Genomic DNA, 23,637 nt, shown 5'->3' on the forward strand with positions numbered 1-23,637 from the left:
CGGCAACGAATTGAAACGACTGTTCAACATATTGCTTTACACTTTCCTGGCGGCCTGCGCAGCGGGATTGGCCGTTTCCGGTACCGTCTACTTTCTGCTGCGTGCCTCCGTTCCCGACTATGACGAGGACTTCAGCGTTGCAGGCATAGATAGCCCGGTCGATATCCTGCGGGATTCTTCATCCTTACCGCACATCACGGCGGGGTCCGCCGAGGATGTCTATTTCGCCATCGGCTTCGTTCACGCGCAAGACAGGCTCGGTCAGTTGTTGAGGGCAAGGCGTGCAACGAAAGACCTGTTGCCACTGGAGCCGACGAGCGAAATTGACTCTTCGACATCCGATGCGCTCGAAGCATACGCCGCCGGTGTCAACGCGTGGCTTGGGCTGGTTTCCGAAGGCGGGCGCGGCAGGGGCTCACCCGAACTGTTGATCGCTGACGAGAGAATGATAGCGGCCTGGAGACCTGTCGATAGCCTCAGAATAGCCCATGCATTTTTGAGCGATCTTCGACCCAAGAGCCGGCAAGAATTGTCAGTCTCGTCAGATTTGCAGGTCCCGTCAGATCGCCCCGTCACACCCGAGTTGTTTGCGACCCCGCCCGAAGTCAGCCTCAATGCTTGGGCGCTGTCCGGCGACCGAACGGCCACAGGGGCACCAATTCTCGCCGCGGACATCGTTGGCCCTTTGTCGCTCCCCTCTGAATGGTACCTGGCGGATCTTCAGCTTCCGACAGGGGCCGCGATTGGCGCCACGTTGCCGGGCGTGCCGTTCGTTGTCATCGGCCGCAACGAGCGCGTCGCATGGGCGTTTCGATCAACTCCCCAAAAACCCGTCAAAGAGCCAGAAGCTCCTACAGGCAGGAGTGCTGGCGATTATCTGATGATGCTTGACCGTCTCGCGAGGTCAACCGATGCGAACAACGCCCTTAGCGGAACCTCCGAAATGTTATCGGCCGGAATGGAGGTTCTAGCGATCGACCGTGAAACCTTGGCCCGCTGGCCCGAAAGGGAGATCGAGCGCCCTGCATCGTTTCGAGACGCCCGTTTGGCTGTGCTTGATGATCGACAGCTGATATTCTCGGTCGAGGGCGCGATTGCGGTTCAACGCGACACTGTCAGCGCAGCCGCACGCGCCCTTCTTCCTCTGATGGCAAAAGAGCTTTGGTTCGTGAGGTCCGCAAGCGGCATCGAAGAGACCCGCACCGAAAGGCTTCGCAACGAAATACTGGACAGGCTTGCGCAATGGAATGGCGACATGGATCGCTATTCACAGGAGCCGCTCGTGTTCTGGGCATGGGTCAGTGCTTTGCAACGACGCATTCTTCAGGACGAATTTCCGGCGGCGAAAGAGGTTTGGACCAGACCGAATCCCGATTTCCTTTACGCGGTCCTTTCCGGTCGCGACAGGAGCGAAGTCTGGTGCGACATCCGCCCTTCCGCACGCACAGAAACCTGCGAAGATCAGGTTCGAGCGGCTCTGGATGATGCCCTCGGCTGGCTGGTCGACCGCTACGGATCCGATCCCTCCGACTGGTCCTGGGGTGAGGCGCATACTTTGAACATGCAGTGGTCGCCGATCAGACCGGGCGGGATGGTGAGCGACTTGTTGTCTCTCGAAGCACCAACGCCGGGCGATCCCTTTACTCTGATGTCGACAGTATTTGCATCTTACGATGATCGGCCATTTGTCTCCGATGCGGGCACCAACTTTCAGGCGGTCATGTCGCTTTCGGACGAAAGCGGTTCCTATTTCATCACGCCCGCCGGTCAGTCCGGGCACCCTCTCTCAAGGTTCTACGAAAACCTCTTTCCGAAGTGGATGCAGGGTAAATACATAATGATGAGCACGGATCTGTCCTTGGCCCGCGGTGGTGCCGCAGGAACATCTCGACTGTCACCCAAATCAGAGGACAGCTCGAGTACGAAAGAGGATAGGAGCCAATGATCACGTATCTCATCCACTACGATCCGTTTGGCTATGCGATTTCACCGGTGTGGTTTGTTTCCGTCGGATTGGCCGCATGGCTCTACATGCGCGGCCTCGCGCGATCCTCTCGCATTCTCGGAAGGATTACTGTCTGGCGACAGGTTCAGTTCTTCACCGGCATTGCCTGCCTCCTCGTCGCCACGAACGCGCCCCTGGCCCCGTTGGGACACAGTCTCTTCTCCCTGCACCAGGTGGAGCATCTTCTTCTCCGCCTTGCCGGACCGCTGCTTTTCGCGGTGTCCCAACCATGGCGCATACTGCAAGCTGGTCTGGCAAGAGAATGGCGACGGCACCTCAATGCGCTTGGCAATCGTGGCATCGTGCGGTTCATGGCGCATCCCGCGATCGCCACTGCCTTGCTTGTTGCCGCGCTATACGTTTGGCAGGTTCCTGTCCTTTACGGACTTGCGCAGCGCGTTGCGGCGATCGAGATGCTCGCGCACCTGTCGATGGTGTTGGCAGGGATCTGGTATTTCGGCATGCTGTTCGACCCCAGGGATCCGCCTGATGGTGCGCGGCGAGGGGCGCGGCTGATATCCGGTTTTGTAGTGATCGTTTCGAATATTTTTCTGGGCGCCCTCACGACGCTAAAAGAGGTGGGTCTCTATGCGTCCTACCAAACGGCAAGGAACAGTAGCGGACTTAGCGCCTTGGCTGACGAGACGATCGGTGGCTACACAATCTGGGTCCCGTCCTCGATGGTTTTGATTGCGGCAATTATCCTTGTGCTGAACGGCTGGAACGCGGCGGAAGTGCGCCGATGGAACACCCGATACGAGTTGATGCGGGGTTCGAATGTGGCGGCGCTCGAGTTTCCGGAAACCGCCGCGGAGTTGCGTCTGAAAGTGGAAAAGCCAAATCGCGACATGGGCCGAACACTCGCTCTGGGCGCATTCGCCATGTTCTCGATTGTCATGATCACGCTCGTGACGATCGTCTACGCGCTCTGACGATCGACAAAAATTCAGGGTAGCGCCCACGGCATGTCCCAACGACCGGAAACTTCGGCCAGCAGTCAGTCGTAAAGAGAGGATTAGGTACGCACCACCTCCGGCTCACCTGGGTACGAAAGATCAATTGGCGTTTGGCGCCAGAGTTCGAAACCAGCGCTCAAGTCTCGTCCCGGCGTTTGACCGCTGGCATCGCCTCCATCGTCGTCGTGACGTCCTCATTGTTGCGAGAGCCCGCTGTGTCGCTATTCGTGGTTCCGGAATTGCTTCAGCGCTTGTTCGAAGGCCTCCAGCGTGGTCGTGCTGACGTGATGCTCGATCCCCTCCGCATCGCGTTCCGCAGTCTCTTCGTCGATTCCCAGGCTGAGTAGAAACTCGACGACGATCCTGTGCCGCCGGCGGCAGGCCTCGGCCAACTCCCGACCGGCATCCGTGAGGAATATGGCGCGATAAGGTTCCCGCCGCACCAGGCCAGCAGCTTTGAGCCGCGAGATGTTCTTGGTCACGGTCGGCGGTTTCACGCCAAGTCGTTCTGCAATCTCGACCGGTCTGGCCTCCCCGCGCGTCTCGATGAGTTCCGCGATCAACTCGACGTAGTCCTCCGCCATTTCGCTCTCATGCGCCTGACGCACGGTCGCAAACCCCTCGGCCTGTGCTTCGGGAGCTCTGTCGACAGTTTCAAACGGTTCACGCCCATGTGATTGCAGCTTTGTCATACTTGGGACTTTGCAGCGAAACAGCGGGATTGACAACTTGTTTGCTGAGGGTAGATAAGTTAGCCATGTCTAACTTTTGTCTCTGGAGGTTATGGTGATACGAAATTTCCTGGGAGTGTTGCTCGCCACGTTGGCCAGTGTGCTCGTCCTGTCCGGACCTGTGGCCGCAACACCTGCTAAGGAGACCCCCTGGCTTCCCGAGGCGGCGGCCTACCGGCTGACGCTCTTTCTTGGAAATCTCGAGCCGTTGCCCTGGGATGATATTGAGACCGCCTGGAGGGAACCCTACCGGGGTTCGGAATTCTCCATCGGTGCCCTGGCGTGGGTGGATCGCGAAAGCGACATTGACGCTGCCCAGCTTCTGAACGCGATCACGCATGAAGACCGGCAGGCGGTCTTTGCCGAGGCGACGCGGCTCATAGCGCTCAGGATCGAAGAGGAACTGAACCGGGCCGTTGCGGTCGAAGACCCGGCGCATGCGCAGCAGGCCGTACGGACAGCTCGCGAACTCTATCGCGCGTTTGAGGACGGCATCGCCGCGGCGGAGCGAGACGCCGCGAGGCAAATCGGCCTTGCCTGGCTGGAGTTGAACAGCAGTATGGGTTCCGCCGGGGTCCTGGGCGCGGGCGTCACATCCGCTGATCGCAACACGATGGTGGCCGCGCGCAGGGTCATCTCCGACTACCTCGCGGAAAACTATATCATTGACGATTTTGCTCGGCGTCAGACGCTGAGCGCCTTGCCGGAAACTGCGATACTCAGCGGTCGCGCCATCGAGGTACCGCCAAGCCTGCCACCGGGCTCCGACATTTTCGATCAGGACCCGTTACCACTGCTCGTCCTCAACTTCGAGGAGCAGGGCATCGACGAGACCGATCTGCCGCTCGTGGCCTACGGCGACATGCTGTTCGACAGCGCGCAAATCTTCGGAAGCCCGGCGCGCGATCTCGGTCTCGCCTGCTCGACCTGTCACAACCGCTCGGACGTCAACCAACGGCTGTTCATTCCGGGTGCCAGCCACCAGCCGGGCGCGATCGACGTCGACGGCGCCTTTTTCAACCCGATCTTCAATGATCGGCGTGACGACCCGCTCGACATTCCGAGCCTGCGCGGTCTGCGCTTCACCGGGCCCTACGGCCGCGATGGTCGTTTCGCCTCCCTGCGCGATTTCACCCGCAACGTGATCGTCAACGAGTTCGGCGGGAAGGAACCGACGCCCTTCATGATGGACGCTCTCGTCGCCTACATGCTCGAGTTCGACTTCCTGCCGAATTCCATGCTGACGACCGATGGCCGCCTGACCGACACGGCCCAAGAGGCCGCCCGGCGCGGCGAGGAGATCTTCAACCGGCCCTTCGCCGGGCTCGGCGATCGGTCCTGCGCCAGTTGCCACGTGCCAGACGCGAACTTCCTCGACCGGCAGGCCCACGACATCGGCTCCGTTTCGCCAGCCTATGAAGGTGCCCGTGCCGGTGCGCTGGACACGCCCACGCTGCTCGGCACGGCCTATACCGCCCCCTATTTCCACGACGGGTCATTGCCGACGCTGGCCGCCGTCGTGGACTGGTTCGACGAGACGAAATCGCTTGGGCTTACCGAGGAAGACCGCGCCGACCTAACCGCCTATCTCGAGACCGTTGGCGCGGCAGACGAGCCCTATGAAGCCTTCGACACCGAGAACACCGCTTTCCGGCTGGCATTCGCCGAACTGACGACCTTCGCCTCGACAATCGATACGCTACTGCCGCGGCGGGACGCGGAGCATATCCTGCTGCTGACCGACACCGTGGCCGCGGACCTCTCGGCGGACGCCAGTACCATGTCGAACCTCCCCGCCCGGCCCGAGGTCTATGCGCTGGCCGAACGTCTGGCCGCGGTCGGCGCCGCCGTCCGTGCCGATGACTGGAAGGCCGCCGAAGCAAGCTGGACCGCGTTCAAGTCCGAAGCCGATGCAATCGAAGAGAGGGCATTCTGATGCCGGTCCATCTGACCCGTAGAACGATACTGACCTTGGTCGGCGCGGGCGCGGTGTCGCTGGCGACACCTCTCGCCGCGCAAGACGTAACCCTGCGGCTTGCCTTCATCCCGCAAGAGAACCCCGACAAGCTTCTGGGGGACATCGAGGCCATCACCGGATGGCTGGCAGAGGAGATCGGCGTCCCCGTCGAGGGGTTCGTCACCATCGACCATGCAGCGGCGGTCGAGGCGCTGCGCAACGGCGACGCGGATATCTCCTTCATGGGCGCCCTGCCCTTCGTTCTGGCCGAGGCCGAGATCGGTGCCGTGCCGCTCCTGTCCGAAGTCTACCGGGGCGCGCCGAGTTATACGGGCCGCATCTTCGTGCGCCGCGACAGCGGCATCCGAGCGCTCGCCGACCTGCGCGGGCGCGACATCGCATTCGCGGATCCGATCTCGGAATCGGGCTATCTCTATCCGCTCGCCGAATTCGTTGAGGCCGGGCTGGTCGAAGGCCCGGGAGAGGCAGAGGCATTCTTCGGCCGCATCTTCTTCGCGGGCGGCTACCAGCAGGCGATGCAGGCGATGGCCGAAGGCCTGGTCGATGCCGCAGGCGCCAGCCAGTATGCCGACCTGCTTCTGACGCCGCAGCAACAGGCGGAGGTAGCCTGGATCGCGGAAAGCGCGCCGATCCCGAGCCATTTGGTGATCGCTCGCCCGGGGCTCGATGCCGCTCTGCGGGACCGTTTTGTCGACGCAATGCTGCGGCTCAACGAGCCGGAGAACAGCGATAAGCTGCGTTACCTCTACGGCCCGGACGGCTATGTCAGGGCCGATGCCGCCGCCTATGACGGCGTGCGCGACATGGCACGGCGATACGGGCTGCTGGAATGAGTACTGCCGCGCAGATCGACGACTTGAGCTTTGCACATCCCGGTGCGGACTTCCCGGCGCTGGAGCGGGTGTCGCTGCGTGTTCCGGCAGGCGAAAGCGTTGCTTTGCTCGGCCCGTCCGGGGCGGGGAAAACAACGCTCCTGGCGCTGCTCGACGGCAGGCTCCAAGGCTGGACCGGGCGGGTATCGGTCCTGGGGGGGCCGCTCGATCCCGATCAACCGCCGCCGCGCGCGCGCCGACCCGACACCGGGTTCGTGTTTCAGGAGTTTGCATTGGTCGAACGCTCCACGGTTCTGCGTAACGTCCTGAATGGCCGCCTGGGGCGCATGTCTCCCCTGCGCGCCCTGATGGGGTCATCGACCAAGCACGATCTGGAGATTGCGCGCACGGTACTTGCCGATTGCGGCATTTCCGATCTTGCCGAACGCAGGGTCGACAGCCTCAGCGGCGGGCAGCGGCAGCGCGTCGCCATCGCGCGGTGTCTGGCGCAGGAACCACGGCTTATTCTGGCCGATGAACCGGTAAGCAACCTCGACCCCGCGCGTGCAGGTGAGATCCTGGCGCTGCTGACCGGGGCGGCGCAAGCGCGCGGCGCGACGGCGCTGTTTTCGTCGCACCAGCCCGACCTGGCGCGGCGTTTCGCGCAGCGCATCATCGGCATGCGGGACGGGCGGATCGCCTTCGATGTACCGACCTCCGAGTTGAACGATGATGCGACGGCGGAGCTCTATCGGGAGGTAGAGCCAATCCCCGGTATCGGCCTCAGGGCGGTGTCCTGATGGCGTTCCGCGGGTTTGGCGGCTTTGCGACGAGCGGTCTGATCGCAGCCGCGATCCTGTGGTCCTTCGCCACGACCGATGTCGAGTTGTCGCGTCTCATGTCGGCCGGCCCGCGCATTGCCGATTTCCTCGGTCGCATGTTTCCGCCTGACCCGACGGTGATGGCCGAGATCAAGAAGGGCAGCGCGGAAACGCTGAGGATCGCGATCCTCGGCACCCTCGGTGCTGTGATCCTGTCCGTTCCCCTCGGCATTCTCGCCTCCGAAACGATGGTATCGCCTGCGGTGTTCCGACCGATCCGAACGCTGCTTGCCTTCATCCGGGCGATTCCGCTGATCCTCGTGGCCATGCTCATGGTGGGCGCTGTCGGGCTCGGGCCGCTGCCCGGCATCATCGCGGTCGCCTTTCATGCAACGGGGATGCTCGCCAAGTTCTATGCCGAGGCGATCGACGGCGTGTCCCGCGCGCCGATCGCCGCGCTGGAAAGCGCGGGCGCCGGGCCGCTCGTGCGGCTCAGATACGCGATCTGGCCGCAGATGGCGCCGGTCGTCGCCCGCGACACGATTTTCCGGTTCGAGTTGAACCTGCGCGAGTCGCTGATCCTCGGCATTGTCGGCGCGGGCGGGATCGGCTTTTACATCCAGACCTACGTGCGCTCTTTCCAGTATGACAAGGCGGCCAGCGTCACGATTGCCGTCGTCGTCATGGTCATCGCCATCGAAGCCATCAACGTTGCGCTGCGCCGTCGCTTCACCTGACGATCAGGCATAGATGTCGATGGGGGTTCCGTCCCTGACCATGGCGTAGATTTCCTCGATCTGCCGGTCGGTGACAGAGATACAGCCCGCGGTCCAGTCGCGTACATTCACAGGGTCAATCCCGCGTCTTGGGCCGCCATGAATGAAGATGTCCTTTCCCGGAGATCGGCCTTGCGCCTCCGCGAACGCGATGTCGGCCTCATTGGGATATGAGATGCCGATGGAGAGGTGGAAGAGGCTGTCCGGGTTGCGCCGGTCAATCGCGTAGGAGCCCTCCGGCGTGCGGCCGTCCCCTTCGAACTGCTTGTGGCCTTCGGGCGCGAAGCCCAATCCGATGGGATAGGTCCGCAAGACATCATCCGCGCCGTCCAGAACCAGCAGCCGCTGCGCCTTGTACATACGCAGCCGGGTCACTTCGGGTCCGTTGTAGGACCGGAACTTGCTGGCACAGCCTGACAGGAGGGCGGCCAATCCGCCCAACAGCAAGACCCGCCGTGGAATTCTGGTATTCATCACTGCTCGACGCCCCTTTTGCGAGGTCTGGTTGATGTCAGACGTTACTCTACCGAAACCGCCGGATCAATGACCGTGCGCCAGTGCTCCCTTCGCCATCTGCTCGCCCACCGGTTCTCCGCCTGAAGGCCCGGCCTCAACCTGATGGCCGTTCAGGAGCCGAAGTGCGTTGGCGACCACCAGCAGCGACACGCCTACATCCGCAGCGATGGCGCCCCACATCGAGGCCATGCCGAACGCGGTCAGCCCGACGAACAGCGCCTTGGTCCCCAGCGATATGCCGATATTCTGGTGGATGATCGTCATGGCCCGGCGCGAATGGCCGATAAGCCAGGGTACCTTGCCGATGTCGTCGGTCATCAGCGCGATGTCGGCCGTCTCGATCGCGGCATCCGATCCGACAGCGCCCATGGCGATGGCATAATGCGCCCGCGCCATGGCCGGTGCGTCATTCACACCGTCGCCGATCATCGCCACCATGTCGTGGCTTTCGACGAGTTCCTCAATGGCCGTCACCTTGTCTTCTGGCAAAAGTTCGGCGCGCACCTCGTCGATGCCGACTTCGGCTGCCACCGCGCGCGCGGTGCGTTCGTTGTCGCCGGTCAGCATCACGATCGTCTTCACTCCCTGCGCGTGCAGCCGCGCAACAATTCCCTTTGCATCAGGGCGGATGCGGTCGCGAAGCTCCAGCACGCCGGTCACGCCGGTCTCGTCACCCACGGCAACGAGGGTGCTCCCTGCCCCTTCGATCCGATCCCGCAGCTCCGCCGGAATGGCATTGCCGAACCCCTTCTCCTCGGCGAACCGATCCGAGCCGAGCCAGATCGCGCGCCCGTCGGCGCGTCCTTCCAGACCGCGCCCGGGCACGGTGCGGGTGTCCTCTGCGGCAGACACGGAAACACCATCGGTTTCGGCACGCGTGAGGATGGCGCGTGCCAGCGGGTGCGAGGACCGCGCCTCCAGGCTTGCTGCCAGCGCCATAAGATCGCGTGCGGAGGCTTCGCCCAGCGGATGGACTGTCGCCACCTCGGGCTCGCCCATGGTGATCGTTCCGGTCTTGTCCATCGCCAGTGCCGTGGTCCGCCCCGGCGCCTCGACATAGGCGCCGCCCTTTATGAGCACCCCCGCCCGTGCCGAAGCGGTCAGCGCCGCCACGATGGAAACCGGCGTAGAAATGACAAGCGCGCAAGGACATGCGATGACCAGAAGGACCAGAGCATTGTAGAACCAGTAGTCCCAGGCGCCACCGAGCAGGAGTGGCGGCACCACCGCGATGGCAATCGCCAACGCCATCACGATGGGTGTGTAGATGCGCGCGAACTTGGCCACCCACTGTTCGACCGGCGCGCGGCGGGCATGGGCATCGCCCACCATGCGAATGATTTTCGCGAGCACCGTGTCCGAGGCGGCCTTCGTCGCCCGCACCGTCAGTGTGCCCTCGCCGTTGATCGTGCCGGCATAGACCTCGTCGCCGGGTTCCTTGGGCACTAGCGCGCTTTCCCCAGTAATTGGGGCCTGATCGACGGCCCCTGCCCCGTCCACGACCTCACCGTCGAGGGGGATCCGGTCGCCGCCGCGCACAACGAAGCGATCGTTCACGGCAACCTCTGCCGCAGGAACATCTCTTTCGCTGCCATCTGATCGGATCACCCGAGCTGTTGGCGGCGCCAGATCCAGCAAGGCCGATACCGCGTTGCGGGCCCGCCCCACACTCCAGCTCTCAAGGTAAAGCGAAAGTGAGAAGAAAAACGCAACCGTCGCGGCCTCGAAGAATTCGCCCAGCCCGATGGCACCCGCCACAGCGACCACCATCAACAAGTTCATGTCAGGGGAAAACCGTCGCGCAGAAGACCAAGCCTTGGGTGCGACCAGCCAGACCCCGAAGAGAATTGCCACCGCGAATAACCCTGCTTCCGCGAGTGGCATCGTGGTTTCTCCGTGGCCTGCGAATAGCCCGAGCGCACCCCCCATTCCGGTTTCGACGATGTGGTAGAGAAAACCTGCTATCCAGAAGCCGCCGCTGAGCGCGGTAAACCGCTTTTGACGTGCCAGATGCGCGGTCTGATCCTCTGCTGCGTTGTCGGCGTCCCACGGTTTTGCGCTCATGCCGGTACTCGCGACCAGTTGCGAAACCTCGTTGTCCGAAATCCCGACTGCGGTATCCAAAATTGTCATCCGCCCATTGATGACATCGAACGCCAGATGCTCAGTCCCGCCGACTTTTGGACCGACCACCCTATTCAGGATTGCCACCTCTTCGGCACAATCCAGACCGGAAACTTGAAAACTTCGCCCATTCGAGGGGATGGATTGTGCCGGTCCTGTATTGGCTCCAGCACCGCAGCACGCAGCACCTTCTCCATGAGAGTGAGGAACTGCGCTCGCATGTTTGTGATCATCACCATGATCGTGAATGCAGTCAGAGCTGTGCTTGTGGTCGCGGCGGTGGCCATTGGAAGACATGGGATTGACCTCGGGATTCGTTCATTCCACATTGAGATAGCCCCTACAGTAACTAGAGCTTCAAGAGCTAAAACAGAAACTTGGTCAAGTAAGGACACCGGCCTGCGGAACCTTGAAACGCGTTGCCAAGTCTGTGGACGCGGCTGACCTGCCAAAGAGTGAGATAGATATGCTTCAAAAATATGCGGTGATCATGGTTGCAACATTGGCCCTGGCTGGCTGTGCAGTACCTCCGAAGGAAGACAACGATCCATTCAGGATCGGGAATATTCCAGAGTCTGTCGCTGCCCTTGCCGCGCCGGATCAGGATCTCACCACGGCCCGGCTTCGTCCCGAAGATAATTGCTATTGGTACGCGCATAGTGGGCCGGTGGAAACAACCTTGGTGCCGTTGCGATCGCCAGGCGGCAATCCCATCTGCGCCGTGCGCCAATCCTGAATGGCGCGTTCGATCGTCACACCGCCCACGATCCATGGGTCAGCTTCGCGGGGTTACGCTGTCCTCGGCCGAATAAAGGAACGCTGTCGAGCCAATCGCCACATTCGCGTAAAGATCGTTAATGTGGGCCATGACCATCCGGACACAACCGGAACTCGCCCGGCCGCCTATGCTACTCGGATGCGGTGTGCCATGAATCCGAAGATAGGTATCGCGGTCGCCGACATAGAGATAAAGCGCCCGTGACCCGAGCGCGTTCTCAGGTCCGGGTTCCATACCGTCAGCGATGTCGGCGTAGAGCTCCGGGTCGCGGTCAATCATGTTCTGTGTTGGCTGCCAATGCGGCCACCTGACCTTGCGCTTGATCGTGTAGACACCCGGCTCATAAAGTTTGCCGCGAGCGATCGCGACGCCGTAGCGCATCGCAGTGCCGCCTTCCTCGATATGGTATAGATAGCGCGCCACGGCATCCACATGAATGTCACCGGCCACAAGACCATCTTTAGCTACAACCCGCTGCGGCAGAAAGCGCGGGTGCAGGCCCCACGGGTTTGATGTGGCTGGGTTATAGCCCGGCGGTGTAACCTGTCCATCCCAAGCAGCCTTTTCCGCTTCAGTGGGCCAGGTGTCAGCGAGGAGTGGACTCGAGATAGACGCCGAGAACAATGCGGCAGTCGTCTGGATGAAGTGTCGTCTTGTCAGCATATAGAATACTCCGTTCACGCATTGGACGGCAAACCGAACCTTACCCCGAACGCAGTGTTGTTCGCCCGGGAAGGAGTGAGGCGTTATTGGCAACTTGCTCCATGGTGCCGTTCTTTGTCGGTGGCTTAACTCCTAAAGCTACTAGAGGTTCAAGAATAAATTCCGATGTCACACGTGCTTTTGTGTTCTCACTTAGGGTCAGGACTCATAGCCAATAGATGACGGTTGCCGCGAGGGCGATGGCTGAGAGGAAGACCTTCGGGCACCTATCGTATCGGGTTGCCACACGCCGCCAATCCTTGAGCCTGCCAAACATGATCTCGATCCGGTTGCGCCGTTTGTATCGGCGCTTGTCGTACTTGACGGTTTTCTTGCGTTGTTTTCGACCAGGGATACATGCGCGTATCCCTTTATCTTTCAGCGCTTCTCTGAACCAGTCGGCATCATATCCGCGGTCCCCCAGCAGCCAGTCGACGTCCGGCAGGCTGCCCAGCAATGCCCGTGCTCCGATGTAGTCGCTGACCTGTCCGGCCGTGACGAACAGGTTGAGAGGACGTCCCTGGCTGTCGCAGATCGCGTGCAGCTTGGTGTTCATCCCGCCCTTGGTGCGACCGATCAGGCGTCCACGCCCCCCTTTTTCACGCCCATGCTGGTCGCTGTTCGGTGGGCCTTGAGATAGGTCGCGTCGATCATCACGGTCTTCTGTTCGCCGTGGTCGGCAGCCAGACCCGCCATCATCCGGGCGAAGACGCCCCTATCGCTCCACCGCTTCCAGCGATTGTAGAGCGTTTTGTGCGGGCCATAGGCTGCAGGTGCGTCACGCCACCGCAAGCCATTGCGATTGATGAAGATAATCCCGCTCAACACACGCCGGTCATCGACGCGGGGTTTGCCGTGGGACTTCGGAAAGAAGGGCTCAAGACGCGCCATCTGCGCCTCCGTCAGCCAGAAAAGATCAGACATGTTCATCGCTCGGTTTTCGAACCGTGAATCACGCCCCTACGCCGAAATCAATGGGTCCTGATGACCTGCCACTGAACCTTCATCCACCCGGAACCAGAGCCCTTTGGGTTGATACGCCGATTGGCGCAGGAGGAGCAACCGACATCCGTGCGGAGTTTTGAGTTGGCGCAGCGCGGGTGTCGGTTGCGGTGGTGAGGTGTTCGGCGAATGCCTTTGGTGTCTGATAGCCAAGCGCTGAATGCGGGCGTGTTTCGTTGAAGTCGGTGGCCCAGGTCCGGATCACGGCGCGGGCATGGGCCATGTTCCGGAACATGGTCTCGTTCAAAAGCTCATCGCGCATCCGCCCGTTGAAACTCTCGACAAAACCGTTCTGCATTGGCTTGCCGGGGGCAATGTAGTGCCATTCGATCTTGCGCTCCGTGGCAAAGGTTAAGATCGCGTTACTGGTCAGTTCGGTGCCGTTGTCGCTGACAATCATTCCCGGCTTCCCACGCCGTTCGATTAGCGTTGCCAATTCCCGCGCGACGCGCCGCCCGGAGATCGAAGTGTCCGGGATTGCCGCGAGGCATTCTCGGGTGACATCGTCGACCACGTTCAGGATGCGGAACCGCCGGCCACAGGCGAGCTGGTCATGCACGAAGTCGAGCGACCAGCGGGCATTGGGCCGCGCCTCGACCAGGATCGGGGCGCGTGTTCCTACTGCTTTGCGCCGAGCCCGGCGCTTGCGCACCTTGAGCCCTTCCTCTCGATACAGCCGGTAGATACGGTTAATCCCTGACAGCTCGCCATCGCGGCGCAACAGCACGAACAGACGCCGATAGCCAAACCGGCGGCGTTCGTTTGCCAGATCCCGCAGCCGTTGGCGCAGTTCCGTCTCGGGCGGTCGTATGGACTGGTAGCGGATCATCTTGCGATCCGCTCCAACAAGGCGGCAGGCCCGCCGCTCCGACAGGCCCAGCTTGGCCTGCAGATGCGCAACTGCTTCGCGCTTCACGGCGGGCCCTACCATTTTTTTGAGAGCAGTTCCTTCATCGCCGCAGCATCAAGCATCTGCTCGGCCAAAAGCTTCTTCAGTTTTGCGTTCTCGTCTTCGAGCGCCTTGAGCCGCTTGGTATCGGAAACCGTCATCCCGCCAAACTTCGCCTTCCAGGCATAAAAGGTGCCTTCCGACATCCCGTGCTTGCGGCACAGGTCAGCGCACTTCGCGCCCGCCTCATGCTCGGTCAGAATGCCGATGATCTGTTCTTCTGTGTATCTCGTTCGCTTCATGGTCCGTCCCTTCGTTGGGTCGGACTCTAATTCCAAGTGGAGGAAAAATCCCGTGGCAGGTCACTGACCCTAGGCAAGGACAGACGATACTGCCAGCAACTATGCCGTGGTCCGTCGCGATGGCGAGGCGCCGAACTTGTTATATCGTCGGCGCGTTTGGTGCTGAAGAGAGGAACTGTGCCCGTGCTTTGAGACGATGTCGTTCCGAAAATCACGCTGTGCGACGTATGGAATACCGCATCCGCGAGTTGGAACGCCAGCTCGGACCCAAGACACTCGGGGTCGAAATACCAAAGGAGGCGCACCACAAATCCTGCTCAGAAAAACTAAGGTGGCGTGCGCTGTCGCAGTCGACGGGATGTTCGCGACGAGCGTCCTAGCCGAGAACCTGGGCACCTTCCGCGGGAGGGCCCGATGTTCTGTGTTCGGGGCCGGTGCTCTTCATTGGTTGACAGAATATTGCCGAAAATCACGACTCTGTCTGACGTTAAACAGAACAATTAGCTGAATAAGGGCCAAATCACAGCGATGTTGGCACCTGATCGAAGGCCGCGACATCTTGAATCACATCCCGCGATAGTTCTCACAGGCCTCAACCCCCGCAGCGACGACATCGAGAAGCGCATCTACATCGGTCAATAGCGTGGTAATGCGTGGGCTGCTGATGCGGTAACGGACAAACCTGCCATTTCGATCGCTGGCAACAAGCCCGCACTCCAGCAAACATCGCAAGTGATTGGAGACGTTGGGTTGTGATAGACCCGTGCGGGCGACGAGTTCGTGAACGACCATCGGACCTTCTGACAAGACGTCCAGGATTGCCAACCGACTGGGGTCCGCGAAGCCGCGAAGCAACTTTGCGCGCTGTTCAATAGTGGCGGTCTTGCGGTCCACAGCAAACTGCGTCATATCATTTCTCACTGATATATTAGTTCTCCATCCACTTTAGCAGGAGAGCCGCGATAATGGCCAACACAGAAAACACACAACTAGAAGTCTCTGCCGTCCGGTACCGGGTCTCCGGCATGGACTGCGCCAAGGATGCCGCACAGATCGAGCGGGCGGCGCAGGCGGCCGGGGTCGCACCTAAAGATGTCAAGGTGTCGGCCGCGACGCACATCATGACACTAAACGCCCCCGAAGTGCGTCTGCCGGACATCGAAAGGGCCGTCGCGGTGACCGGCTACGGCTTTGACCGGATCGAGGCCGATGGAGACATTCCGCCGAATCCGGCCCATCAGGACCCGGCCTACCGACGCGCGCTCTGGATCGTCGTGATCCTGAATGTTGGTTATGGCGTCCTTGAAATGATCGGTGGGTTCATCGCTGGGTCGCAGGCCGTGAAGGCGGATGCGCTTGATTTTGTCGGCGACGGCGCAATCACCTTCCTCGGCCTGCTGGCCATCGGCTGGAGCTTGGTCTGGCGTGCGCGCTCGGCCCTGGTTCAGGGCATTTTCCTCGGACTTCTCGGCCTTGGTGTCCTCGGCACAACCATCTTGCGGGTTTTCGAACAGACGACGCCAGATGCGGCCCTCATGGGCCTGCTCGGCATGATCGCTCTTGTCGTCAATGTCGTCTCCGTTCTGCCGCTTCTTCGATTCCGTAAGGGCGACGCGAATATGCGGGCCGTCTGGCTATTCTCGCGGAACGATGCCATCGGCAATGCGGCGGTTGTCATCGCCGCCGGTCTCGTGGCGTGGCTGGGCAGCGCGTGGCCCGACCTTATCGTCGCCTTTGGTATCGCCGGACTGTTCCTGCATTCGTCCTGGGCGATTATCCGCGACGCGCGGGCCGATCTGAAGGCGGCGGCATGAACAGCCGGATCCTTGGCGGTCTTTGCGCCATCGCTGCGTTTGGTCTTGATCAGGGCACCAAAGCTCTTGCCCTGAACACCCCCGCGCTTGAGAACGGGGTCGAGGTTCTGCCCTTCCTCAATCTTGTGCGGGTTCTGAACGATGGAGTCAGTTTTGGCATGCTCGGCGGGGTCGTTCCCTGGTGGGGTTTGATCGCACTTGCTGCCGTGATCGTGGCATGGCTGCTGATCTGGCTGTGGAAGGCTCCAGACAGGCTGACAGGTGCGGCGCTCGGTCTGATCATCGGAGGCGCGCTTGGCAATATCCTCGACCGGGTGCGCTATCAGGCCGTCCCGGACTTTCTCGACTTCCATTACGGGTCATACCACTGGCCATCCTTCAATCTTGCGGACGTAGCAATCTTCTGTGGAGCCGCATTGCTGTTGTGGGACAGCTTTCGGGCAGCGAAAGGCAATCCAGAAAATCCCGACAAAGACTACCGCAAAGGGGCTACCAGCCGGGAATAACAGCTAACAGGCAAAGAACTTTGGGAGGGGATTCAGCTTGAGATTCATGGATTGGATTGACCTTGGCATTCGCGGCATCGGCGTCGTGACTGCATGGCTGACCATTGTTTCGATTGCCGCTTACGGCGCGCTTCAGATGCTGGATCGCAAGCTCCAACTTGGCGTTTCGAGCTATTTGCCGGACCTTTCCACGTCTCTACTGTTCATCCTGATTTTCCTGACCTTTGGCTATACCTACCTGCGCGACGGTCACGTGCGTGTGGATGTTCTTCGCAGGCATTGGTCCGCGCGCCGAATTGCGTGGATCGAACTGATAGGAGGCCTTTTTGTCCTTCTGCCGCTCGCCGCCATCCTGACCTATTACGGGTGGGACGGTCTGATGCGGACGACGAAATACGCCGAGACCCAGTTGTGGGCAGAACGCATTGCTGGAGTCATTGGCCCCATCCTGCTGGCTCTCGCGGGGGTGATCGTAGCCCTGCGCAACCTCGCCTTTTTGGCAGGGAAACGTGCGCAAGGCGCTCCAGAACAATCGGGCGGCCTCCATAATGGTGAATGAAGTCCTCACGGTCGCTATGCTTGTCGTGATGGCCATTGGGGTCTTTAGTGGTTTTCCGGTAGCGCTGGTCCTGGCAGGGACAGGCTTCTTAGGGTTTGTCGCAGCGGTCTGGGTGGGGATCACTGATTTTCAGCATCTGGGTCTGATCTACCTTCGGGCCCGCGGTGTATTGACTAATGAATCCGTCCAATTCACCAGCGTTCCAATGCTGATCTTTCTCGGCCTGATCTTGAATGCCAGCGGAGTTGCCGAAACCATGTTTCGCTTGCTGGGGCGTCTTCTGACAGCTGTTCCGGGCCGCTATGCCGTTGCAACCCTGCTGATCGGCCTCGTGCTCGCTCCGGCCGCCGGGGTGATCGGCGCATCGGTCATCACCGTGGCGCTGGTGGCCTATGCCCCGATGATGGCTTCCGGCTACGCTCCGCGAACTGCGGGTGCCGCTGTCGCGGCCTCTGGGGCACTCGGTGTCGTGTTCCCGCCAGCGGTGATGCTTTTCTTCATCTCGAACGTATTCTATCTGCGCATCGGATTGATGTATGTGGCCCTCATTGTGCCCGTTCTTCTCATGGTCATGGCCTTCGCGATCTACTTTGCCGTCACCTTGCGAAAAACCATCGAAGTCCCCCTGGACGCACCGAAAACCAATCTTGCGTCAGACCTTTTGTTCGTACTCGCTTCAGTCGCTGTTATCGCATCCATTCCGCTCAGCATTATTCTGGGCTTTGCAACACTTACAGAGGCGGCTGGCGTAGGGGTGTTTGGCGCTCTGTTGGTCGCGCTGCTGCGAAAGCGCTTGTCTTTCTCTTCTTTGAACTCTGTCACGGTGCAGACAAGTACCATGACGTCGATGGTCTTCTTCATTGTACTGGGCGCATCGGTCTTCTCGCTGAGTTTCCACCTTGTTGGTGGACCGGATGTCATTTTCAACTGGATATCCGCATTCGATCTCTCCCGATGGGAATTATTGGCGATGCTCCTTGGTGTGGTCATCGTCCTTGGGTTTGTTTTTGACTGGATCGAGGTGCTGCTGGTTTTCATACCCGTGTTGATGCCGATCTTTTCGGAACTCGACTTCGCAGATCACGTCGGCTCTGCCTACTTTGCGCAAATCTGGATCGCTGGCCTGATAGCACTGGCCTTGCAGACGTCTTTTCTGACGCCTCCCTTCGGCTATGCCCTGTTCTTTGCCAAGATGGCGGCACCGAAGGGTATCAACCTATCCGATATCTATCGCGGCGCGGTGCCGCTCGTTGCCATTGAAATCGCGTTGATTGCGGCGCTGATTTCGTTCCCTCAACTCATCACCTGGCTGCCTGAAATGTCCCTCGGGGATGCGGATGCGCCGCGGCTAATCCAGCGGTGAAAGATGTTTTGGGCGCGGATGCAGTGATTTCCTTCGAAGCGGCACTGATGTTTCGGAGCCGCTTCCGAACCGCGAACAGCAAGGCTGAACAGGGCCTGAGCACGGGAAAGCAAACAGGAGGATAACGAATGTCCGGCATACCATCCGCAGAGGGCTTTGACAGCACACTCACCTTGCTGCGAAATCCGTATGGGTTCATCTCTCAGACCTGCCGCGCGCTCGACACAGATCTGTTTGAAACCCGCATCCTCCTTCGAAAGACGATCTGCATGACCGGGTCGGCGGCTGCGAAAGTCTTTTATTCCGAGGATAAACTGGTTCGCCAAGGCTCGATGCCAAGCCGCATACAGAAGACCCTGCTGGGCGAAGGCGGCGTTCAGGGATTGGACGGCGCTGCCCACCAGCACCGCAAGAAGATGTTCATGTCGCTGATGGGGACCGAGCATATAGCCGCGCTTCAGGGAATGTCGCTTCACATGCTGGACAACTATGCGCCGGACTGGGAGGCGAGGAACGAAGTCGTTTTCTACGACGAAGTGCGCGAAATGCTCACGAGAGCCGTTTGCGCCTGGTGTGGGGTTCCGATTCCCGAGGCGGAGGTGGCGACTCGAACGGCGCAACTTACGGCGCTTTTTGAGGACGCCGGTGCCGTCGGCCCGAAACACTGGGCTGCACGTCTGGCGCGTCACCGCCTGGAAAATTGGTCAGCACGGATGATTCAACAGGTGCGTGAAGGCGAACTTCAGCCGACGCAGGAAAGCGCCCTTCATGTCATCGCGACGTGGTGTGATCTCGACGGCGCGATGCTGCCCCCGAAGGTCGCCGCCGTGGAGTTGTTGAACGTCTTGCGCCCGACCGTGGCGGTGTCCGTTTTCATTGTTCAGACGGCGCACGCCTTGCACCGGTATCCGGAATGGCAGGAAAAACTGCGGAACGACGAAGGACTGCTCGAACCCTTCGTGCAGGAGGTCCGCCGCCTCTATCCGTTCTTCCCTGCCGTGGCGGCACGGGTAGTAAGCGCTTTCGAGTGGCAAGGGTATCGCTTTCCGGAAGGGCGCAGGGTCCTGCTCGACCTCTATGGCACGAACACCGATCCGCGTTCATGGGATGCGCCGCTTGAGTTCCGCCCCGAGCGGTTTCGGAGCCGTGCCGAAAACCCCTACGACTTCATTCCACAGGGCGGCGGCGACCACTACACGAACCACCGCTGCCCGGGCGAGTGGATCGCGATCAGCCAGATGAAGGCGTTTTGCAGATATCTTGTGAACGACATCAAATACGATGTGCAGGATCAGGATTTGGAGCTGGTCACGGGAGAGCTGCCACCCCTGCCCGAGAACCGGTTCATCATGCGCAACGTCAGGCGTCGGCAGTAGCTTCGGCCTCGTCCGGATCGACAGACCGCGCGTCTTTCGTGGCCTCGAACGCCTCCCACGCAACATAGGGCACGATCATAAGCGCCGCGACGGGATCGGCCCACCACCAGCCCATCCATTGCGTCAGACCAATCCCGGCCAAGACTACAACGGTCTGGTATTCACAGATCAAGGTATCCTTGGCATCGTATTTCAGAGCGGGTGAATCGAGCCGCTTACCGTAGCGATACTTGCCCCAAGCCAGCAGCGGATTGACCACTAAAGAGACAAACAGGATCGCGATCCCCCACCAGTTGAAGCCCGGTGCCTCCTGCGAGATGAAAGCGGACACCGCCTCGTAGAGGATTGCCGCGACGACGATCCAGAAAGCACAGGCTACCACATAGAGCGCGACTTTCTTGCGATGCAGGACCGTGTGCTCGTCGCCACCGTTCTTCTCGCCCTTCAAGCGCCAGATCAGCGTTGCGGCCGAAGTGGCTTCGACCGTGCTGTCGAGACCCCAGCTCACCAGTGCCGCGCTTCCGGTTAGGAGCCCCACGGTGACGGATACGACGACCTCGATGATGTTGTAGACGAGGCTGGCGATCTCGACGCGGATGCCGCGGGTCAGATTGGTTTGCCGGTTATCTTGTTGACTACTCATAACAACGCATCAACGCCGAACCTGCAGCAAAAGTTCGAGGCCAAATTGGTTAATCCGCCAACAGAACTGCGCCGGGCTATTATAAGCCGATGTTGATTTTCTCAAGCTTCCTCAGTAGAGGCGAGCTTGTCCCTCATACATGAAAACAAAAGGTTTCGGCCCTTTCGCGTAGCCGGTGTCGAGCCGCTCCATGCGGAAGCCGTTCTGCTCGACCAGAGTGTCTGTCGGGCGGTCAAGGTGACAATTCCCGGCACAACGTTTCCAGGCAGGCGTGAGCCAGCGCTGCCAACGCTGGACGCTGGGTTCCGGCGCTGTTCCATGCTCGACGAAGCGGAAGACGCCATCAGGCTTGAGAACGCGCCGGATCTCGGCCAGCACCTTCTCCGGCTCCGACACGCTGCAGAGCGTCCAGGTGGCGACGACGCAGTCGACGCTGCGATCTTCCAGCGGCAATGCTTCGGCCACGCCCTCGATCATCTCCGTTGTCGGCGTCAAGCCCTGAGAAGCCTGCGCGGCCCGATGAAGGAGTTCTGGTGAAGGGTCCACACCGACGATCTGATCCACGGCGTCGGGGTAGAGCGCGAGGTTCAGGCCCGAGCCGATCCCGATCTCCAGCACGCGTCCTTTCGCACCTGAGACCGCGCGCCTTCGGTAGGGAAGAAGCTGTTCCTGACGCATGGTGAGATGCGTGAGGCCAGGAAGTATATGTTTTTCGTAGAACCGCATGAGCTGTTATCCTATTCGTCCAAGAACCGGAAATGCATCGAGCATCCAGTATGACAGCGCGCTCAACTGTCCTGTCATCATAGCCACACCCATGAGGATCATCACGACGCCTGCAATCTGGTGGAGGCGGCGGCCAACCCGGCCGATGGCCCGCAACCGTCCCGCGATCTGGTCGGTGAATCCGGCGACGATCAGAAACGGTATTCCAAGGCCGGCGGAATAGACGGCAAGCAGCATGATACCTTCGCCCATAGTGGCACTCGCCGCACTGGCTGTCAGGATCGCGCCGAGGATCGGGCCGATGCACGGCGTCCATCCGAAACCGAAAGCAAGACCGAGAACATAGGACGCAGCGGGTTGGCCCCCGGGAATGTTGAGATTGAATCGGAAGTCGCGTTCCATGACCGAAACACGCGCGGCTCCGATCATAAAGAGCCCGAAGAGAATGACGATGCCGCCCCCAACGAGGTTGAGTTCATACCGCCACCGAAGTAGGGCCTGACCCATTGCCGTCGCTGATGCGCCAAGCCCGATGAAGATGGTGGAGAAGCCGAGGACAAAACACAGACTCAGCCAAACGGCGCGTGACGGCGAGGCCGCAGCCGCCCCGCTTTCAGCGGCTGTGCGTCCGGCCACGTAGGAGACATATCCTGGCACGAGAGGCAGCACGCAGGGTGACAGAAACGATATTGTACCGGCCAAGAGGGCGGCGGTGAGGCCGAGAAGCGAGATATTTACCATGAACCACGTTCACCCCTGAATAGCTTGCGCAAGGGCGCTCTTGTGGCAGCCCAATATGCCAGGGTCGGGACGATGATCCATTGCAGCAGGGGCGTGAGACCGGCATCGATGACGGGGACCACCGGCATGATGTCGCGATAGGCCCAGGCCGCCCGGATCACGATGTTCAGCCACTCGCTGAAGATCGTGTAAGAGACGCCCAAGGCCACGGCCAGAAGCAGGACGCGCCCTGCGCGTTCCGACGGCCATGCGTGCCCCCCAACAAGAAACAGGGCGAGCAAGAGCGTGCTCATGGCGATCAATAGATCTCCGCCGGTGCAGTGCACGACCGCGAACGCAATTTCCCCCAAGGTGCCTTCGACCCAGATTGTGTAGAGCGGGATATGCGCCATTTCCCAGATCAGGTGTCCGACGGCGGTATAAACGATGTATCGGCGGATGACGGTCAGCCATCCGGTATCGCTTGTCTCAAAGGTTTCTGTGTTTGCTGTCATGCTGCGGGTCCGTTCTTCGATTAATGCGCGTTTGTCAGGCCGTTGACGTACAGGATCATGTTGATGTGCCGGAAGCCGGAACCCGCAAAGACCCCGGCATGGCGGTTGCCGCGCGCGATAACATGCACAAGCGGAGCCTCGGGATGGTCAGGCGCAATCGCGCGATACTGATCGATCAGATTCTCTATTGGCTCTTGTGCGCGAGCAATGACCACGTTCTTGGCAATCGGTCCGGGAACCGGATCACTGGCGTCGGTCACCACAAGGAAGGTCACCATGTCCAGCATGGGAGATGAATTCACTCCGCCCCTCACCTTTTCAAGAAGTGCCTGTTGATCAGCACAAGGCTGTCCGCAGTCGGACGGTACAAAACTAAGAACGACGACCTGATCGGAGAGGCTTTCCAAGTCCAACGGTTCTCCGTCAGGGCCGAGCAGACCCAACGCAGGCAATTCGTTGAGGTCAACGGCGGTGAAAGCAGGTTCTTTCTGTGCCATCACCTCGTCAAGACGGTCGCCGGGATGATCTGCGTAGGCCGGGAGGCCCGCGACGAGGGCTATCAGCAGGAGTATGTTTTTCATGGCTGTTGCTCCTGCGGCCTCATCGCGCCCGGTCCGAGAACCGGAACGCTGATTTCCATTCGGGCACCCGATGCGAAGGTCAGGAACAACGGCAAATCGGTGCCTTCTTCGAGTTTTTCCGACAGGCCCATCAGCATCAGATGCATGCTGCCGGGCGCGAGGGTTACTGGTTCTCCGGAGGGCAGGTCCAAGCCGTCGACCTCAACCATTCGGCTAATGCCATCGTTGTCGGTCTCGACGGCGTGAATCGTGACGTTCCCAGCGATCGGCGTCGTGATTGCGACCAGTTGATCACTCTGATTGCTCGTGAGCGTGAGATAGGCCGCAGCCGGACGGGAGGCGAGGATGCTCGCGCGGGCCCAACCATCCGATATCGTCACATCGGCCGATGCGAAGAACGGCCAGAGTGTTAACACGGTTGCAAGTGCGGTGATCTTCATTT

25 protein-coding genes are annotated in these 23,637 nt (G+C 60.5%); 12 read left to right on the top strand and 13 right to left on the bottom strand.

Annotation, left to right across the window (positions count from 1 at the left end; all coding sequences use genetic code 11):
* Positions 1 to 10: 10 nt before the first annotated feature.
* Both G8E03_RS16560 and G8E03_RS16565 read left to right on the top strand, forming a co-directional pair.
* Positions 11 to 1,945, top strand: a complete 1,935-nt coding sequence (locus G8E03_RS16560) for a penicillin acylase family protein (RefSeq protein WP_166195213.1) — start codon at positions 11 to 13, stop codon at positions 1,943 to 1,945.
* Entirely contained in the window at positions 1,942 to 2,937 is a 996-nt protein-coding gene (locus G8E03_RS16565) for a cytochrome c oxidase assembly protein (RefSeq protein ID WP_166195216.1), read from the top strand. Before G8E03_RS16560 ends, G8E03_RS16565 begins: the two co-directional genes overlap by 4 nt.
* Before the next feature lie 245 nt (positions 2,938 to 3,182).
* Here G8E03_RS16565 and mntR read toward each other — a convergent pair whose 3' ends face one another.
* Entirely contained in the window at positions 3,183 to 3,653 is a 471-nt protein-coding gene (mntR, locus tag G8E03_RS16570; protein ID WP_166195219.1) for a manganese-binding transcriptional regulator MntR, read from the bottom strand.
* A gap of 91 nt (positions 3,654 to 3,744) precedes the next feature.
* Here mntR and G8E03_RS16575 point away from each other — a divergent pair, with 91 nt between their 5' ends.
* From G8E03_RS16575 to phnE, 4 genes are read left to right on the top strand one after another with little or no spacing between them, the layout of a single operon-like run.
* Complete coding sequence (locus G8E03_RS16575; protein ID WP_240910499.1) at positions 3,745 to 5,628, top strand: cytochrome c peroxidase; 1,884 nt, start codon at positions 3,745 to 3,747, stop codon at positions 5,626 to 5,628.
* The gene (locus tag G8E03_RS16580) at positions 5,628 to 6,503 is read left to right on the top strand and encodes a phosphate/phosphite/phosphonate ABC transporter substrate-binding protein (RefSeq protein WP_166195226.1); all 876 of its coding nucleotides are present in this window, start codon (positions 5,628 to 5,630) and stop codon (positions 6,501 to 6,503) included. Before G8E03_RS16575 ends, G8E03_RS16580 begins: the two co-directional genes overlap by 1 nt.
* On the top strand, positions 6,500 to 7,282 hold the full coding sequence (locus G8E03_RS16585) for a phosphonate ABC transporter ATP-binding protein (protein ID WP_166195230.1): 783 nt from the start codon (positions 6,500 to 6,502) through the stop codon (positions 7,280 to 7,282). The genes G8E03_RS16580 and G8E03_RS16585 overlap by 4 nt, the downstream gene beginning before the upstream one ends.
* Positions 7,282 to 8,040, top strand: a complete 759-nt coding sequence (phnE, locus tag G8E03_RS16590) for a phosphonate ABC transporter, permease protein PhnE (protein ID WP_166195237.1) — start codon at positions 7,282 to 7,284, stop codon at positions 8,038 to 8,040. The genes G8E03_RS16585 and phnE overlap by 1 nt, the downstream gene beginning before the upstream one ends.
* Before the next feature lie 3 nt (positions 8,041 to 8,043).
* Here phnE and G8E03_RS16595 read toward each other — a convergent pair whose 3' ends face one another.
* Positions 8,044 to 8,553, bottom strand: a complete 510-nt coding sequence (locus G8E03_RS16595; RefSeq protein ID WP_108895388.1) for a L,D-transpeptidase family protein — start codon at positions 8,551 to 8,553, stop codon at positions 8,044 to 8,046.
* 66 nt (positions 8,554 to 8,619) lie between these two features.
* On the bottom strand, positions 8,620 to 11,016 hold the full coding sequence (locus G8E03_RS16600) for a heavy metal translocating P-type ATPase (protein ID WP_221892757.1): 2,397 nt from the start codon (positions 11,014 to 11,016) through the stop codon (positions 8,620 to 8,622).
* 169 nt (positions 11,017 to 11,185) lie between these two features.
* On the opposite strand from G8E03_RS16600, the gene G8E03_RS16605 reads away from it, so the two are divergent.
* Positions 11,186 to 11,455 carry a hypothetical protein gene (locus G8E03_RS16605; RefSeq protein WP_166195243.1) on the top strand — a complete coding sequence of 90 codons (270 nt, stop codon included), beginning with the start codon at positions 11,186 to 11,188 and terminating at the stop codon, positions 11,453 to 11,455.
* 39 nt (positions 11,456 to 11,494) lie between these two features.
* Here the strand turns inward: G8E03_RS16605 and G8E03_RS16610 are convergent, their stop codons facing one another.
* From G8E03_RS16610 to G8E03_RS16625, 4 genes are all read right to left on the bottom strand, one after another.
* On the bottom strand, positions 11,495 to 12,160 hold the full coding sequence (locus G8E03_RS16610; protein ID WP_166195245.1) for a L,D-transpeptidase: 666 nt from the start codon (positions 12,158 to 12,160) through the stop codon (positions 11,495 to 11,497).
* Positions 12,161 to 12,365: 205 nt separating this feature from the next.
* A protein-coding gene (locus tag G8E03_RS16615; RefSeq protein WP_166195248.1) for an IS5 family transposase occupies positions 12,366 to 13,123 on the bottom strand; the annotation gives its coding sequence in 2 pieces (ribosomal slippage) (positions 12,366 to 12,802 and positions 12,802 to 13,123; 759 coding nt in all).
* A gap of 79 nt (positions 13,124 to 13,202) precedes the next feature.
* A protein-coding gene (locus tag G8E03_RS16620) for an IS3 family transposase (protein ID WP_166195251.1) occupies positions 13,203 to 14,392 on the bottom strand; the annotation gives its coding sequence in 2 pieces (ribosomal slippage) (positions 13,203 to 14,131 and positions 14,131 to 14,392; 1,191 coding nt in all).
* A gap of 564 nt (positions 14,393 to 14,956) precedes the next feature.
* Entirely contained in the window at positions 14,957 to 15,301 is a 345-nt protein-coding gene (locus tag G8E03_RS16625; RefSeq protein WP_166195254.1) for an ArsR/SmtB family transcription factor, read from the bottom strand.
* Between the two features lie 56 nt (positions 15,302 to 15,357).
* On the opposite strand from G8E03_RS16625, the gene G8E03_RS16630 reads away from it, so the two are divergent.
* From G8E03_RS16630 to G8E03_RS16650, 5 genes are all read left to right on the top strand, one after another.
* Positions 15,358 to 16,206: a cation efflux transmembrane domain-containing protein gene (locus tag G8E03_RS16630; RefSeq protein WP_166195257.1), complete on the top strand. Its 849-nt coding sequence runs from the start codon at positions 15,358 to 15,360 to the stop codon at positions 16,204 to 16,206.
* Positions 16,203 to 16,712, top strand: coding sequence for a signal peptidase II (gene lspA / locus G8E03_RS16635; protein WP_166195260.1), 510 nt, complete (start codon positions 16,203 to 16,205; stop codon positions 16,710 to 16,712). Before G8E03_RS16630 ends, lspA begins: the two co-directional genes overlap by 4 nt.
* A 46-nt stretch (positions 16,713 to 16,758) precedes the next feature.
* Entirely contained in the window at positions 16,759 to 17,271 is a 513-nt protein-coding gene (locus G8E03_RS16640; protein WP_166195263.1) for a TRAP transporter small permease subunit, read from the top strand.
* Positions 17,222 to 18,634, top strand: a complete 1,413-nt coding sequence (locus tag G8E03_RS16645; RefSeq protein WP_240910500.1) for a TRAP transporter large permease — start codon at positions 17,222 to 17,224, stop codon at positions 18,632 to 18,634. The genes G8E03_RS16640 and G8E03_RS16645 overlap by 50 nt, the downstream gene beginning before the upstream one ends.
* Positions 18,635 to 18,762: 128 nt before the next feature.
* Positions 18,763 to 20,010 carry a cytochrome P450 gene (locus G8E03_RS16650; RefSeq protein WP_166195266.1) on the top strand — a complete coding sequence of 416 codons (1,248 nt, stop codon included), beginning with the start codon at positions 18,763 to 18,765 and terminating at the stop codon, positions 20,008 to 20,010.
* Here the strand turns inward: G8E03_RS16650 and G8E03_RS16655 are convergent.
* From G8E03_RS16655 to G8E03_RS16680, 6 genes are all read right to left on the bottom strand, one after another.
* Positions 19,994 to 20,653: a cation diffusion facilitator family transporter gene (locus G8E03_RS16655; protein ID WP_185805208.1), complete on the bottom strand. Its 660-nt coding sequence runs from the start codon at positions 20,651 to 20,653 to the stop codon at positions 19,994 to 19,996. The two genes, G8E03_RS16650 and G8E03_RS16655, sit on opposite strands and share 17 nt — an antisense overlap.
* Positions 20,654 to 20,764: 111 nt before the next feature.
* Positions 20,765 to 21,379 (bottom strand): class I SAM-dependent methyltransferase, encoded by a 615-nt coding sequence (locus G8E03_RS16660; RefSeq protein ID WP_166195269.1) that lies wholly within the window; start codon positions 21,377 to 21,379, stop codon positions 20,765 to 20,767.
* A 6-nt stretch (positions 21,380 to 21,385) separates the two neighbouring features.
* Complete coding sequence (locus G8E03_RS16665; RefSeq protein ID WP_166195272.1) at positions 21,386 to 22,120, bottom strand: cytochrome c biogenesis CcdA family protein; 735 nt, start codon at positions 22,118 to 22,120, stop codon at positions 21,386 to 21,388.
* A complete protein-coding gene (locus G8E03_RS16670; protein WP_166195275.1) occupies positions 22,114 to 22,614 on the bottom strand; it encodes a hypothetical protein in 501 nt (166 codons plus the stop codon). Before G8E03_RS16670 ends, G8E03_RS16665 begins: the two co-directional genes overlap by 7 nt.
* 20 nt (positions 22,615 to 22,634) lie before the next feature.
* The gene (locus G8E03_RS16675) at positions 22,635 to 23,195 is read right to left on the bottom strand and encodes a cytochrome-c oxidase (RefSeq protein WP_166195278.1); all 561 of its coding nucleotides are present in this window, start codon (positions 23,193 to 23,195) and stop codon (positions 22,635 to 22,637) included.
* Positions 23,192 to 23,635, bottom strand: a complete 444-nt coding sequence (locus G8E03_RS16680) for a copper chaperone PCu(A)C (protein ID WP_166195281.1) — start codon at positions 23,633 to 23,635, stop codon at positions 23,192 to 23,194. Before G8E03_RS16680 ends, G8E03_RS16675 begins: the two co-directional genes overlap by 4 nt.
* Positions 23,636 to 23,637 lie beyond the last annotated feature (2 nt).

Source organism: Pontivivens nitratireducens, from assembly GCF_011290545.1.
Classification (GTDB): Bacteria; Pseudomonadota; Alphaproteobacteria; order Rhodobacterales; family Rhodobacteraceae; genus Pontivivens; species Pontivivens nitratireducens.

Excerpts from the sequence above, each read along its gene's own strand:
- G8E03_RS16580 (WP_166195226.1), top strand. The coding sequence starts at position 5,628 with ATGCCGGTCCATCTGACCCGTAGAACGATACTGACCTTGGTCGGCGCG.
- G8E03_RS16565 (WP_166195216.1), top strand. The coding sequence starts at position 1,942 with ATGATCACGTATCTCATCCACTACGATCCGTTTGGCTATGCGATTTCA.
- G8E03_RS16605 (WP_166195243.1), top strand. The coding sequence starts at position 11,186 with ATGCTTCAAAAATATGCGGTGATCATGGTTGCAACATTGGCCCTGGCT.
- G8E03_RS16665 (WP_166195272.1), bottom strand. The coding sequence starts at position 22,120 with ATGGTAAATATCTCGCTTCTCGGCCTCACCGCCGCCCTCTTGGCCGGT.
- G8E03_RS16650 (WP_166195266.1), top strand. The coding sequence starts at position 18,763 with ATGTCCGGCATACCATCCGCAGAGGGCTTTGACAGCACACTCACCTTG.
- G8E03_RS16680 (WP_166195281.1), bottom strand. The coding sequence starts at position 23,635 with ATGAAGATCACCGCACTTGCAACCGTGTTAACACTCTGGCCGTTCTTC.
- G8E03_RS16630 (WP_166195257.1), top strand. The coding sequence starts at position 15,358 with ATGGCCAACACAGAAAACACACAACTAGAAGTCTCTGCCGTCCGGTAC.
- G8E03_RS16675 (WP_166195278.1), bottom strand. The coding sequence starts at position 23,195 with ATGAAAAACATACTCCTGCTGATAGCCCTCGTCGCGGGCCTCCCGGCC.
- G8E03_RS16640 (WP_166195263.1), top strand. The coding sequence starts at position 16,759 with ATGGATTGGATTGACCTTGGCATTCGCGGCATCGGCGTCGTGACTGCA.
- G8E03_RS16600 (WP_221892757.1), bottom strand. The coding sequence starts at position 11,016 with ATGTCTTCCAATGGCCACCGCCGCGACCACAAGCACAGCTCTGACTGC.
- G8E03_RS16585 (WP_166195230.1), top strand. The coding sequence starts at position 6,500 with ATGAGTACTGCCGCGCAGATCGACGACTTGAGCTTTGCACATCCCGGT.
- G8E03_RS16670 (WP_166195275.1), bottom strand. The coding sequence starts at position 22,614 with ATGACAGCAAACACAGAAACCTTTGAGACAAGCGATACCGGATGGCTG.
- phnE (WP_166195237.1), top strand. The coding sequence starts at position 7,282 with ATGGCGTTCCGCGGGTTTGGCGGCTTTGCGACGAGCGGTCTGATCGCA.
- G8E03_RS16595 (WP_108895388.1), bottom strand. The coding sequence starts at position 8,553 with ATGAATACCAGAATTCCACGGCGGGTCTTGCTGTTGGGCGGATTGGCC.
- G8E03_RS16655 (WP_185805208.1), bottom strand. The coding sequence starts at position 20,653 with ATGAGTAGTCAACAAGATAACCGGCAAACCAATCTGACCCGCGGCATC.
- G8E03_RS16625 (WP_166195254.1), bottom strand. The coding sequence starts at position 15,301 with ATGACGCAGTTTGCTGTGGACCGCAAGACCGCCACTATTGAACAGCGC.
- mntR (WP_166195219.1), bottom strand. The coding sequence starts at position 3,653 with ATGACAAAGCTGCAATCACATGGGCGTGAACCGTTTGAAACTGTCGAC.
- G8E03_RS16660 (WP_166195269.1), bottom strand. The coding sequence starts at position 21,379 with ATGCGGTTCTACGAAAAACATATACTTCCTGGCCTCACGCATCTCACC.
- G8E03_RS16610 (WP_166195245.1), bottom strand. The coding sequence starts at position 12,160 with ATGCTGACAAGACGACACTTCATCCAGACGACTGCCGCATTGTTCTCG.
- G8E03_RS16575 (WP_240910499.1), top strand. The coding sequence starts at position 3,745 with ATGGTGATACGAAATTTCCTGGGAGTGTTGCTCGCCACGTTGGCCAGT.
- lspA (WP_166195260.1), top strand. The coding sequence starts at position 16,203 with ATGAACAGCCGGATCCTTGGCGGTCTTTGCGCCATCGCTGCGTTTGGT.